The organism is Cytobacillus sp. FSL R5-0377 (genome assembly GCF_038004385.1).
Classification (GTDB): domain Bacteria; phylum Bacillota; class Bacilli; order Bacillales; family Cytobacillaceae; genus Cytobacillus.
In genome coordinates this window covers 4,809,507-4,822,496 of record NZ_JBBORA010000001.1, presented here as the reverse complement: position 1 = coordinate 4,822,496, position 12,990 = coordinate 4,809,507, and the positions used below count along the sequence as shown (strand labels likewise).

The following is a 12,990-nucleotide window of genomic DNA, read 5'->3' as shown; positions in this document are numbered from 1 at the left end:
TTAAGTTAGTGATTATCCTATTACAATTTTTAATTTCTCTTTTATTCGATTAACTGCTTCATACAATCGCTCATTCGGCACAGACAGGGACACTCGGAAATACCCTTCTCCAGAAGGCCCAAAAGCATTGCCCGGAGTTAGAATAACACCAGTCTGCTCCATAACGCTCGAAACAAATTCGGCAGAAGTGTAGCCATTAGGCACTGGAGCCCATATGAAGAAACTTCCTTTTGGTGGATTAACTTCAATCCCAATACGGCTCAGACCGTCAAGCATCGCATTCATCCGCTCTTTGTAGATAGCGTTATGCTTTGCAATACATATTTGATCACTGTTTAATGCAAAGGCTGCTGCCTTCTGGATGGAAGTCAGCTGACCCGTATCTGTATTGCTCTTATATACAGAAAGCGCTTTAATTATCTTTTTGTTTCCAACCGCATAGCCTATTCTAAAGCCTGTCATATTATAAGTTTTCGATAAGGAGCCAAACTCTACAGCAATGTCTTTGGCTCCTTCCGCTTGAAGAATGCTCGGCGCTTTGTAAGAATCAAAAGTAACCATGTTATAGGCTGAATCATGCGCTATCGGAATTTGGCAATTATGCGCAAATTCAACCGCTTCCTCAAAGAATTCAATATCCACTGTGGCGGATGTCGGGTTTCCGGGATAATTTAAAAACATAAGCCTTGCCTGCTTCAGAATATCATCAGGGATAGCAGTCAGATCTGGCTTGAAATCATTCTCCCTGGACATCGGCATGTTATGATACCTTCCATTTGCTAGCAGCGTTGCCATACGATAAACCGGATAACTTGGATCCGGAATAAGCACATATTCACCGGGATCCACTAGAGTTGGAACCAAATGAGCTATCCCTTCTTTGGAACCGATTAAGGCAAGAACTTCTGTTTCAGGATCCAGCCTTACTTGATACTCCCTCCAATAGAAATCAGCCACCGCTTGCTTGAACTCCATACATCCTGTAAAACTGGGATACTTCAAATTGGCGGGATTCTGAGACTCTTGTACAAATTTCTCAATAATGTGGCTTGGAGTAGGCAAATCCGGATCTCCAATCCCTAAATCAATGACATCGATACCCGCTTTTTTCATAGCTTCTTTCTTTTTATTGATTTCTGCAAATAAATAGGGAGGTATTTGCCCCACTCTGTCTGATGTAAAGTTCAAAGGCTCACCATCCTGACCAAATAAATTTTCGTAAATTCTGAAAATTAATCGTTCATACTATTAATTTAAATGATTGAATACTAAATCACTATGGTTGTTTTGTACAAAAATTCATCTTATTTTCCAATAGATTCCGTACGTTTTTTACAAAGAATAGACTTTAGAATGAATAGAAAAAAGAATGTCCCTGCACATAACCCTGTCAAGTAGACAATGAAAAAAGAGTATACTAAGCTGCGGCCTTTTCACGATATTCAATTGGGGAAAGGCCGTTAAACTTTTCTTGGAATCGTTCATTATTGTAAAAATTAATATATTCCTCAATCGCTAAGTAAGCTTGCTCAATCGTTTTAGGACGCACTAAATATAACTTCTCTGTTTTTAAATGGGAGAAAAAACACTCAATACATGCATTATCATGACAATTTCCTCTTCTGGAATGACTTCCTTGAATATTCAACTTCTTTAGGTGATTTTCATACACTTTAGTTGTGTATTGAAATCCTTGATCGGAATGTATTAGTGCTTGTTCTTTTAATGGTTTGCCTTCTAATTGCTTTAATGTATTTAACACTAATTCAAGGTCATTTCTTTTAGATAATTTCCAAGCTACAATCTCATTATTATATAAATCCAAAACTGCAGAAAGATATGCGAAATCCTCTCCAATTCGTACGTATGTTATATCTGTTACGAGTTTTTCAAACCGATTCTCGGCTGAAAATTCCCTGTTCAATACATTTGGAAATACAATTGAACCTCTATGCCCATAGAAAGGTCTTTTCTTCCGAATAACTGATTTTATGCCTAATTCCCGCATTAAACGTCGAACGCGCTTATGATTTATTACAATTCCTTCTCTAGATAAAGCCCGCGTCACTCGCTTATATCCAAAGTAAGGGTGTAGTTTATGAATGGCTAATATATGTTCTTTAAGTAAAATATCTTCTTCCATACGTAAAGTACGCGTTGAACGGGTTCCACGCCATTTATAATATCCAGCTTTAGATACTTCCCCAATCTTAAATAGCCACGCAAGTGGATACTTTCTTCTTATTTCATCAATAATTTGAAACCTTTCGGATTTCAAGACCACTCCTTCCCGTGTAGATTTGGATTGCGCTTTTTTAGGTATTCGACCTGCGCTTTCAAATATGCATTCTCTTCTTCTAAGCTGTTAAAATTCTTTTTGTTCCAAAGTCCACGTTGATCTTCGAAGGATTCATTATTATTTACTTTTTTTACCCAATTCGCTATTTGGGCATCACTTTTAATTCCAAAGCGTTCACGAAGCTGACTGTAGGACCAGCCCTCCTCCAATTTCAAACGAACTACTTCACGCTTTAATTCCTCAGTATACGAAGTAAATGTTTGTCCTTTTTTGGCCATAGAAAAATCCCCTCCTGGTAGACTATTAAGAACATCATATCATGTCCTCTTTTTTTCAAGTCTACCTATTGGGGATAATACCACCCTGCATGCAAGGACATTCTTTCTTTATATGTTACTAGTTAAAACCCACTAATGGCCTGTAGCCATAAGTAATCGAATGATTCGACTTATAAAGCCAAGTAACTAGTAATCCCCCTAAATAACCTATAAAGAAAATGGCCATCGAAAAACATTCCATGGCCGTTTTCTTTCGTATAGTGATTCCTTTACAAATGCTGTGCCGTAACCGAGCGCTCACACTCCAATATTCCTGCCGGCGGTCCCTCGTACAGGATTTCTCCGCCTCCTGCGCCTCCATCCGGACCTAAATCGACGATCCAATCACTTTTCCGGATGACATCGAGATTATGTTCAATGACAATAACGGTATTGCCCTTTTCCACCAATTTATTAATGATTTCCAGGATATTGGCGACATCGGACATATGCAGTCCTGTTGTCGGTTCATCCAGTATATAAATATTGCCTTTTGTATTCAGTTCCTTTGCCAGCTTAAGCCTTTGACATTCGCCTCCTGACAAAGTGGTCAGCGGCTGTCCCAGTGACAAATAGCCAAGACCGACTGTGTTAAGAGCTTTGAGTTTTCTCTGGATGTCTTTTGCATCAAAAAATTCCGCAGCGTCCGCAATAGACATCTCCATGATTTCAACAATATTCTTGCCTTTATATAAGTATTGAAGCACGTCCTGCCTAAAACGGCTTCCATGACATTCACTGCATTCGACTTCCATTGTATCCATAAAGGATAAGTTGATTTCAACAGTCCCGGTGCCTCCGCATGTCGGACATCCGCCGGTTGAATTATAGCTGAATAATCCGCTTTCCACTCCATTTGCATCAGAGAATGACTTACGGATCGAGTTCATAATGCCGGTAAAAGTGGCCGGATTGGACCGTATGTTGGCATGAACCGGACTTTGGTCGATTCTGATAGCCTCCGGAAAATCTTTTGCAAACACTTCATTCACCAGTGTGCTTTTTCCGGAACCTGCTACCCCGGTAATCACCGTAAATACCCCTTTTGGAACAGAAAGACTCACATCCTTTAAATTGTGCAGCGTGCTTTTCCTGCTTTCCATAAAATCAGAGACCGGGCGCGGATTTGTGTTCAGCTCTGCACTGCGGTTTAAATAATTGGCAGTCAATGTATCAGAAAATAAGAATTCCCCGTAACTGCCTGTATACATGATCTCTCCCCCGTTTGTCCCCGCATGCGGCCCCACATCAACGATATGGTCAGCAATATGGATGACATCCGGATCATGCTCCACAACTAAAACGGTATTGCCTCTGTCCCTTAAGCGCACCAGCAATTCATTTAACCGGTGGACATCCCGCGGATGCAGTCCGGTGCTGGGTTCATCAAATATGTACATAAGGCCTGTTAAGTTACTGGATAAATATTTAACCATTTTCACCCTTTGGGATTCACCGCCCGATAAGGTTGGCGTTTCCCTTGTCAGATCCATATAGCCCAGACCAATATCACACAGATTTTGCAGACGTTCCATGACCCCGTCAGCAATTGGCTTTGCTTCCGGTGAAATGATTTTTGGAAGAGTATGAATAAGCTGATCCAATTGCATGGATGTCAGATCATAAATGGAGTAGCCTTTGATCTGAGATGAAAGCACCTTTTCGTTGTACCGCTTACCTCCGCAGGAAGGGCAAACAGTCATAGTGCTGAAGGTCTTCAGGAGCTTCTCGCCCGTTTTAGACGTCTCCTTGTCCCTTTTCACATGCTGGCGCATAAATTTGACGGCCAGACCCTCATAGGTGGCATTCATATCATTATTCATATAACTGACAGTCACTTTTTCCGGTTCAGCAAAGACAAGCTTATTAAACTCCTCATCTGTATAATCCTTAATTTTCTTATCACGATCGAAGAATCCGGATTCCGCATACGCTTTCCATTGCCATGTTCCAGGTCCAAAGCCCGGAAGCAGAATAGCACCTTCATTTAAGCTTTTTTCTTTATCAAGAGCAGCATCCAAGTTGAGGGTGATAATTCTCCCAATCCCTTCACATTTCGGGCACATGCCGCTCGGATCATTAAAGGAATAAGCATTGCTGTACCCTATTTGAGGCTCTGCAAACCGGGAGAATAACAGGCGAAGAAGAGGATTAATATCTGTAGCAGTTCCAAGTGTGGACCGGGCATTTCCGCCGAGCCGTTTCTGATCGACGACAACAGCTGTAGAAAGATTGTTGATTTCATCTGCTTCCGGACGGCTATATCTCGGAAGAAACAGCCGCTGAAAACTGCTGTACGTCTCATTTAACTGCCGGCCAGCCTCCTGTGCAATCGTATCAAACACGATGGATGATTTGCCGGAACCGGACACTCCTGTGAATATTGTGATCTTTCCCTTTGGAATTTGAAGATTGATATTCTTCAGGTTGTTTACTCTCGCATTAACAATTTCAATGAATTCCTGCTTCACACAATCAGCTCCCTTTACGTTCATTTTTCGTATGTATGTCATTTGCGCGGAGAATTATCATACCAATAGTTGAAAGCAAATTGCAATAATATTCTTTATTTATTTTTAAATTTTTTATGAAAAGCTCTCTATATTGATGGAATCACAAGTGCTCTACACGCTTTTTTATAAAACTCGATGGGCCCTGCACCTCCAATTCTCCCCCGATGCCCCCTGATCTTTCTTTCAGACAGCCAATTAGCAGTTGAGAGGATGGATTATTTTACAATCTGACAAGCTGGCTTATATTTCTGCACACTTCATTATTCAAAGCATTCTCTCCGTGAATTTTACTGGATGGCTCAAGTTCATCACCTTCTGTTTTGATCACCTTAACAATGAATTCACTTAAGAAACGTTATTACCTGCCAAATGTTAATAATTTTTCAAATTTCAAAGGAAACTGTAAAAAATAACCGAAATAGAAGAGTAAGGAGGTGAGATTTAGCGATGACCATCATTTTTTACAAAGCGATGGAGGCGTTTAAGAGGGATGCGGAACGTCTGGAGCAAGAGAAGCTTCAAAAGGAAAAGCCGGATGAGAAAAAAACAAAATAATGCGTTATTTCTTCTCTCCCCATTGGGGATTTTTTTTTGGTATTTTGAGAACCGGGCCTCACACAAAAAAATGCGTCCCTGCAAATTGCAGATACGCATTAACTTTTCCTTTTAATTTATTCTTGATTTTTTAGTCTTCAGCAAAATATTTTCATCGATTCTCCGATAGATTTCTTCCAATTGTTCTTTATCTTTTAGGATATTTTTCATGTTTTCTTCTATGAGTTTATGAAATGTTTTCTTTTTCATAAATAGCCCTCCGTTCTAAGCTTAATCGTACACTCAGCACGTTGCCTTTAACAACAATGCTTCCGCAACAAACTTTTTGATCCCTTCTTCATCTTCCGGCTCCGGATTGAACTCTATCCTTAAGGGATTCCCTATTACTGTTCCTCCCTGTTCTTCAATCAGCCTCTGAAGCTGATCCAGTGCGCCGCAAAATTCAGGATAGGACGTATCCCCGGATCCAAAGATGGCAAAGGGCTGACTGTCGAGTTCCAGCTGTTCGATTTCTTCAATGATGTCGAGGCATTCATCCGGATAATCGCCGTCTCCCCATGTATACATGCCTATAAAAGTAAGATCATAGTTTAGCAGGTCGGAAGCAGTTTGAACACTCATGAAATCTTCCACTACCACTTCATGATTCTGTTCTTTCAGCTCCTCCGCGATAATATCTGCAATTGATTCCGTGTTACCGGACATACTGGCATAAAATACCCCTATTTTCATTCCTCTCCACTCCTATCAATGAATGAATGCTGATGTGTTAAATCTGTGAGTGATCCACTTACTTTCTCTATGTGAACAAATAAAAAGCTGGTCTTCAAAGCCTGCACCTCTGAATCCATGGCCAGTTACGGTTTCAATCGGAATCAGGGACAAGCTGTTTTTATCAATTTCGTAGATTCTTGAAAAGCCATTTTCATCCTGGCTTGTTGTCGCATAGATCTTTTCATTTGCTTCAAAGATATCCAGGAATGCTCTCTCTGCAATAGGCTGCTGGCATATATCCCAGCAATTTGAAAAAGGATTCAGCACTTCAATCGTTCCCACACCAGAGCGGGCGTTTCCTTTAGCAATGAAGAGAAGATCATTTTCGTCCCGATAAATGGAGGAAACCATCGAATGCTTTTCTTTTTTTATATGCTTTAACTCCCCGCTTTCAACATGATATCTCCATAAACCTCCATACTGTTCATTGATTTGCGTGCCAATATAGATGCTTCCCTGATGATAGAGCAGCGACCGAATCAGGGGCCTTTGCTGTAAATCTTGAAACGGTTTAATAACAGACCAATCTGACCCGAAATTCGTTGATATGTATAGGCAGCTGCCGCCATGTGTCACGATTAATCCCTGACGGTTTCCAGTAATATCCCACAGCCGCTGGGCAGTCGGGAATGAGGTTTGATTCCATTTTTTAAGATGCAGATCATATCGGATAATGGTGCCATGGTCTCCGATTCCGAAGATAAAATGGCCCAGCTTCACAAGCTTATATATATTTTGTGACAGCCCGTACTCCAGGAACCAGTCTCCATCCTCAAAGGAATAAATGCCAGACTGCTTAACTGCAACAATGAATGGCAGATCCGGAGTTGACAGCACTGCCGTAGAACCCTTATCAAACATGTTCCATCTCCTTATTTCTGACTGCCCATTCATAGGCTGATTCGGCAAATTGCTGACACTCCAGAATTTGCTCCTCTGTTTCAGGGTTAAGTTCTATCTTTAACCTCTGCTGAAATACATTGGCTCCTCTTTCACTCAATTTGTCAGCAAGCTCATCCACCGCTGCACAAAATTTTGGATAAGCATGATCGCCAGAACCAAAACATGCAGCCTGTATGCCACTTAAATCATGAACATCCAAGTCCTCAAAAAAATCCTCAGCTTCATAAGGAAGATCACCATCCCCCCATGTATAAGCTCCAATAAAAATACAGTCATAAGCCAGGATATTGTCTACCGCTGTCTCATCCAGGCATCCCATATCTATATCACACCCTTTAAATTCAAGAACATTTTTCAGAATGGAAGCCATATCTTCGGTATTTCCTGACATACTTAGATACCCAATAAACACTTTCATATCATCGACTCCTAATTGATAACGATTTTCAATTATTGTTACACTGATGATAATTGAAAATGATTATCATTGTCAATTATTAAATTACTTTTGAGACAATTTGCCCAGTTGAAGGATAAACCGTGAACAAGCCAAATAAAGCTAACGCGCTTACGCTAGCCCTATCGTGATTATTCAGTTTAAATTGCCTTGGCTATGTAATAGTCTAATTCCTCTTTCAGGCTGCAGGTTTCTCTAAGCTTTCGGCTATTCTCAGCAAAAGAGACTTTGTCCCCCGCTTCCAGATCCTGATCAATTTTATAATGCAGGTAATTAATTTTCAGGTCTATATCTAGCTGTGATGATATCCGTTCCTCCAAAAAATATCTCTCTATATCCTCCAGCGCCATGTAAAACGCCTGCTGTCCATTGATTACCACAAGCGCATACCAGCCCATAAAGGTATATTTCCGGTCAGGCGTAACCTCCATTAAATCTCCCTTTTTAAAATGGAGTATATTCACATGATCAGCATCGGGACAAAAGCAATCAACTTGATGTTCAAATTGCTCGATTGCAATATACAGTTCACTCATAATTCAACTCTCCCATACATCAAATTCAGCTGCTCCGATAAGATCCAAACCGCAGCAAGGGCAGCTGTCTACATTACATTCATCAGCTTCCATATCCGTTAGATACCCACACCAGCCGCAAATACATTGCTCAATTGACATAGCTCCCTCCTTTATAGTGGATTTCCTATGTAATTTTCGACTTTATTGATAATGATTATCATTGATAAACCCTATTTTAGATGAAAATGATTATCAATGTCAAGTAAATGTGGATGTTATTATTCGCGCCAAGTTTCAGGCATGGAAACAGCTGCTTTTCCTCGGCTCCTATTTTCAATGGAAGTCTTATAGCGACCGTTTTTACTGGTACCTCCTTTTTTTCGGCGTCATAGCCCTTCTATGGCGACCGTTTTTAATGGTGCCTTCTCCTTTTCGGCGTCATAGCCCTTCTATGGCGACCGTTTTTATTGATCCCTTCTCTTTTTTGGCGTCACGAACTCTCTATGGCGACCATTTTTTTTCCGGCCTCCTCCTTTTCGGCGTCATGAACCTTCTATGGCGACCATTTTTAATGGTCCCTTCTCTTTTTCGGCGTCTTGAGCTTTCTATGGCGACCGTTTTTAATGGTGCCTTCTCTTTTTCGGCGTCATGAATCTTCTATGGCGACCGTTTTTAATGGTGCCTTCTCTTTTTCGGCGTCATGAACCTTCTATGGCGACCGTTTTTAATGGTGCCTCCTCTTTTTCGGCGTCATGAGCTTTCTATGGCGACCATTTTTAATGGTGCCTTCTCTTTTTCGGCGTCATGAACCTTCTATGGCGACCATTTTTAATGGTGCCTTCTCTTTTTCGGCGTCACGAACCTTCTATGGCGACCATTTTTAATGGTGCCTTCTCTTTTTCGGCGTCATGAACCTTCTATGGCGACCGTTTTACCTAGGCCTCCTCTTTTAGGTCGTCATAATCCCTCTATTGGCACAGTTTTCCACCGCTCTTAACTTTTAGGGACCATGAACTCCTTAGTTTTCACTTTCATAGGGCAGCCTGAACCACCTACCTGGATGGGGAGATGTATCTCCTCTACCATAATAGTATTATGTAAACCAAACTCCATCTAATCCCACCTCTTCCGCCCAAACCCCCAGTTCACAAATCCGTCACACCCTCCCCATAACTACCATGACCAAATCCTCCCTTGCTCAATATATAGAAGGAGAAAGGGTGGTGCATTTTCATGAATTTGAAATCAGGCAATCTAGATCAGTTCAAGCAGTTTTCTCAGTTTAAGAATCTCCAGGAGTTTAATACCCATTTAGAAATGTGGCTAGCGGCTCATAAGGACTCGTTTTCTAAGGGCGAACTTGCCGGATTAAAGAGGCTGGTTCGTTTTGCTGCAAAAATTCCGGGGGTATCCAACGCCAAGATTGGCACTGTTTTGAAAGCAATTCACGAAGAATATAACGGAAATGGCATTTCCCGCTCTACTTTTAAAAGAATGATTGCCAAGGCAGCAAAAATCGGTATTTTTACGGTTCATGAAACAGAGAGAAAAAACGGTTCCCAATCCAGCAACCTGTATGTTTTCAATCGTTTTCCCAAGAGTGAACCACCTAAGCAGGAAATATTGGACCACCCTAATAAAACTATCAATCTTTCTAAAACTAATAAAAATCAAAAGATTACTAAACGTAGCGAAAACGTCCTCGATTACTCTTTTACAAGTGACCGTGTGCCACAATCATTTATCAGCACTGTAAAGTACTTTTTTTCAGAAGCCAATCAGATTGAGGAGTTTTGGAGAATGGCATCTCTTGCAGCATATAAAAACAATTGTGAACAAAACTTGAACACTATTCTAGAAACAGCCATCCTTTCCTTTAAGCAGCTGATCCGGAAAATGAAAACCCGCGTCATTGCTAAGCCCATCGCATATTTCTATGGAATCCTGAATAAGAAATTTGAAGAAAAATACTTTCAGGAATTGCATGAAATGGGGTTTTCGGCTGAGGAAAATGACGTCTCGCTAAACTTTTTTTACAAAAAATAAAAAAAACATGCTAAATGCCCCTAATTTGGGAGTTACACCCCCTAACTTCTGAATTAGACCCCTTAACTCCGGAATTAAGGGGGTTAACTGGCCGTTTTCCTGCATTTACTCAATTCGCAAAAAATTTGCGGTCAGGCTATTGTTGAGCTACCCGGGAATTCACAGAGAGCGCGCTTTCCTGAAAGGAACTTTCATGGAGAGTTTTGAACAGCTTGCAGCAAAATATGAACCTATGATTTATGACATCATCCATAGGCTGAACATCTATAAAAACTATGAGGAATTCCATCAGCTTGGTTTAATTGCACTATGGCAGGCGTGGAAAAATCATAACGAAGAAAAAGGGAACTTCCTATCATATGCTTACAGTATGATAAAAGGACATATGATGATTGAATTAACCAAACAAACTAAGCAGATGGATCGATATGTCTATCCGGAAGCAGCCTTCTGGGAATTCATCGAAGACACCTCTTCAAGCCCCAGCTTAGAGATAACACAAGAGCTTTATAAAAAATGCAGCATGTTATCTGAAAATCAATTGAAATGGCTCCAATATACTTTATGTGATCAGCTGTCTGTCAGGGAAATTGCAGAAAAAGAACGAGTCTCCTTGTCTGCAGTCAAAAACTGGCGGCAGGGTGCCCGTGAAAAGCTGAAAAACATATTGAAAAATAATTAAAATTCACCCTGTCTTTTTCGCCCTCAAAACTATATATAAAGGGTGAAAGGAGGTGATAAACATGGCACAAGCAAATAAGACTGATTCCAAACTTCGAATGGTATATGAAACAGGCCTTAACGGGCAGGGCAAGCCGGTTCTTAAGTCAAAAACCTACAGCAACATCAAGCATTCTGCCACAGCAGACCAGCTTTTTACAGTTGGACAAGCGATCGCAGGCCTAAGCAAATACCCATTGACTGAGATTAATAGAAATGACAGCTACAATATCTTAGGTTAATCACAATCTATTAAAAAAACCGGAAAACATAAGGAGGGAATAGTAAATGGCTAAATCATTAGAAATGACTTTCGTCACTGAACTGGGCAAGACAACAAAACTATCCGTTGATAACCCGATTGAACCAATTGATCCTGCTGCGGTAAAAGCTGCCATGGAGCAAATCATTGCTGCCAATGCCTTTGATGGCAACGGCGGTGATTTGGTTTTAGCGGAAAGTGCCAGGTTAGTAGAGCGAAATGTAACTGATTACGAATTAGTTTAATCATGAGTGGCCGGATTCCTTGGAACCCGGTCATTTTTACAATACACGCCAGAAAGGAGCAGCTGCCATGGAACAGATGGTCACTTTGATCAGCGAGCTCGGCTTTCCAATTGTCGTCACCCTTTTTCTGCTGAACCGAATTGAAGCCAAACTCGATGTTGTTGTGTCGTCCATTCAAGGATTGCCGGATCGCCTTAAGGAATAAGAAAACCAATAAGCTGCCATTAAACAGTATGGCAGCTTTATATAAATCACTTTATGCCTGCTTCCAGGCCTTTTCTTAATGGATCATAAGGTGACAGATCCAGTTCCAATTCCCTTTTCAAAGCAAGATCTGCAGCCAGGTTGCCCACGTATGGGCCCATTGTAAGCCCCGATGCCCCTAATCCGGTTGCGATAACCAGTCCCTCTGCAGCAGGAACCGTACCAAGCAGCGGCAAAATATCAGGTCCAGCCGGACGGAAGCCAATTCTTACTTCTTTTAGCGTGCCTTCAGCTAATCCTGGTGCAACCAATAATGCTTCATCCAGCACTTCTTTCACACCTGCCGCCGTTAGTCTATAATCAAACCCGGATCCCGTTTCCCTGGTAGCTCCAACCACCACTTTAGAATGGTCGAAAGCAACTAAGTAATGAGTGCTCTCCGGAAGAACAACCGGCCAATTGGAAGTGTCCTCACCATTCACTTCCAAATGGGCAATTTGCCCGCGCTGGGGCTCGATTTTAAGATCAATGCCGAGCGGTGCAAGCAGGTCCTTAGCCCAAGCACCTGCTGTAACGATAACAGCATCGGCAGCAATGACATTCCCGTCCACTTCTACTCCTGTAACCTTATTATTTTGGGATACAAGGTCACCTTCACCATTAAGAATGACAGCACCATGTCTTTTTGCGCCATTTAGCATAGCGTCTCTTAACAGCCTGCCATCCAATCTGGCTACACCCGTAACATGGACAGCCTCCAGATCCTCACGGAGCGGCGGATAAAGTTCCCTGGCTTCCGCTGCTGTTAATCTCGTAATCTCCCCAACCTCAGGGGTTTCAGCTTTTTTTTGACGGACACTTTCCTCGATCGCATTCAGCTCATCAGAATTGCTGCTGACTGACAGAGCTCCTACCATTCTATATCCAAAATCCCCTTCACCATCCTGTTTAAGATTTTCTATTAAAGATGGATAGTAAAGCGCTCCTCGTTTTGCAATGGCGTACCAGTCTTTATGATCTACTCTGGAAATCCACGGGCAAATGATTCCTGCGCCTGCTGCAGTTGCCTGTCCCTGATGTTCCTTATCAACAATGACTACCTCTGCCCCTTCCTTTGCGAGGTGATAGGCTGCACTTGCACCGACGATTCCGGAGCCTATAACTGCTATTTTCATGG

15 protein-coding genes are annotated in these 12,990 nt (G+C 41.5%); 5 read left to right on the top strand and 10 right to left on the bottom strand.

Annotated features, from left to right (window positions below; genetic code table 11):
* Positions 1–12: 12 nt before the first annotated feature.
* The 9 genes from NSQ49_RS24410 to NSQ49_RS24370 form a co-directional block, all read right to left on the bottom strand.
* A complete protein-coding gene (locus NSQ49_RS24410; protein ID WP_159865777.1) occupies positions 13–1,188 on the bottom strand; it encodes an LL-diaminopimelate aminotransferase in 1,176 nt (391 codons plus the stop codon).
* Positions 1,189–1,417: 229 nt separating this feature from the next.
* Positions 1,418–2,577 (bottom strand): IS3 family transposase gene (locus NSQ49_RS24405; protein ID WP_445662633.1). Its coding sequence is split into 2 segments (ribosomal slippage): positions 1,418–2,319 and positions 2,319–2,577, totalling 1,161 coding nucleotides; the frame shifts between segments, so codons are not numbered across the junction.
* Between the two features lie 269 nt (positions 2,578–2,846).
* A complete protein-coding gene (locus NSQ49_RS24400; protein ID WP_251284869.1) occupies positions 2,847–5,087 on the bottom strand; it encodes an ATP-binding cassette domain-containing protein in 2,241 nt (746 codons plus the stop codon).
* Between the two features lie 708 nt (positions 5,088–5,795).
* Positions 5,796–5,933 carry an FbpB family small basic protein gene (locus tag NSQ49_RS24395; RefSeq protein ID WP_251284870.1) on the bottom strand — a complete coding sequence of 46 codons (138 nt, stop codon included), beginning with the start codon at positions 5,931–5,933 and terminating at the stop codon, positions 5,796–5,798.
* A 33-nt stretch (positions 5,934–5,966) separates the two neighbouring features.
* The gene (locus tag NSQ49_RS24390) at positions 5,967–6,416 is read right to left on the bottom strand and encodes a flavodoxin (protein ID WP_251284871.1); all 450 of its coding nucleotides are present in this window, start codon (positions 6,414–6,416) and stop codon (positions 5,967–5,969) included.
* A 15-nt stretch (positions 6,417–6,431) separates the two neighbouring features.
* On the bottom strand, positions 6,432–7,319 hold the full coding sequence (locus NSQ49_RS24385) for a hypothetical protein (protein WP_159865766.1): 888 nt from the start codon (positions 7,317–7,319) through the stop codon (positions 6,432–6,434).
* The gene (locus NSQ49_RS24380) at positions 7,312–7,779 is read right to left on the bottom strand and encodes a flavodoxin (protein WP_251284872.1); all 468 of its coding nucleotides are present in this window, start codon (positions 7,777–7,779) and stop codon (positions 7,312–7,314) included. Before NSQ49_RS24380 ends, NSQ49_RS24385 begins: the two co-directional genes overlap by 8 nt.
* Positions 7,780–7,958: 179 nt before the next feature.
* Complete coding sequence (locus NSQ49_RS24375; RefSeq protein ID WP_159865760.1) at positions 7,959–8,354, bottom strand: hypothetical protein; 396 nt, start codon at positions 8,352–8,354, stop codon at positions 7,959–7,961.
* A gap of 3 nt (positions 8,355–8,357) precedes the next feature.
* A complete protein-coding gene (locus NSQ49_RS24370) occupies positions 8,358–8,495 on the bottom strand; it encodes a hypothetical protein (RefSeq protein ID WP_251284873.1) in 138 nt (45 codons plus the stop codon).
* 1,074 nt (positions 8,496–9,569) lie between these two features.
* On the opposite strand from NSQ49_RS24370, the gene NSQ49_RS24365 reads away from it, so the two are divergent.
* The 5 genes from NSQ49_RS24365 to NSQ49_RS24345 all read left to right on the top strand — a co-directional run bounded on the left by NSQ49_RS24365 (position 9,570) and on the right by NSQ49_RS24345 (position 11,814).
* The gene (locus tag NSQ49_RS24365) at positions 9,570–10,382 is read left to right on the top strand and encodes a hypothetical protein (protein ID WP_251284875.1); all 813 of its coding nucleotides are present in this window, start codon (positions 9,570–9,572) and stop codon (positions 10,380–10,382) included.
* Positions 10,383–10,575: 193 nt separating this feature from the next.
* The gene (locus NSQ49_RS24360; RefSeq protein WP_159865751.1) at positions 10,576–11,064 is read left to right on the top strand and encodes a sigma-70 family RNA polymerase sigma factor; all 489 of its coding nucleotides are present in this window, start codon (positions 10,576–10,578) and stop codon (positions 11,062–11,064) included.
* Between the two features lie 61 nt (positions 11,065–11,125).
* A complete protein-coding gene (locus NSQ49_RS24355) occupies positions 11,126–11,344 on the top strand; it encodes a DUF1659 domain-containing protein (RefSeq protein WP_159865748.1) in 219 nt (72 codons plus the stop codon).
* Positions 11,345–11,390: 46 nt separating this feature from the next.
* The gene (locus NSQ49_RS24350) at positions 11,391–11,609 is read left to right on the top strand and encodes a DUF2922 domain-containing protein (protein WP_159865745.1); all 219 of its coding nucleotides are present in this window, start codon (positions 11,391–11,393) and stop codon (positions 11,607–11,609) included.
* A 67-nt stretch (positions 11,610–11,676) separates the two neighbouring features.
* Positions 11,677–11,814 (top strand): YvrJ family protein, encoded by a 138-nt coding sequence (locus NSQ49_RS24345; RefSeq protein WP_019380521.1) that lies wholly within the window; start codon positions 11,677–11,679, stop codon positions 11,812–11,814.
* A 46-nt stretch (positions 11,815–11,860) separates the two neighbouring features.
* Here NSQ49_RS24345 and NSQ49_RS24340 read toward each other — a convergent pair whose 3' ends face one another.
* Positions 11,861–12,988 carry an NAD(P)/FAD-dependent oxidoreductase gene (locus NSQ49_RS24340; protein ID WP_251284876.1) on the bottom strand — a complete coding sequence of 376 codons (1,128 nt, stop codon included), beginning with the start codon at positions 12,986–12,988 and terminating at the stop codon, positions 11,861–11,863.
* Between the last annotated feature and the right edge of the window lie 2 nt (positions 12,989–12,990).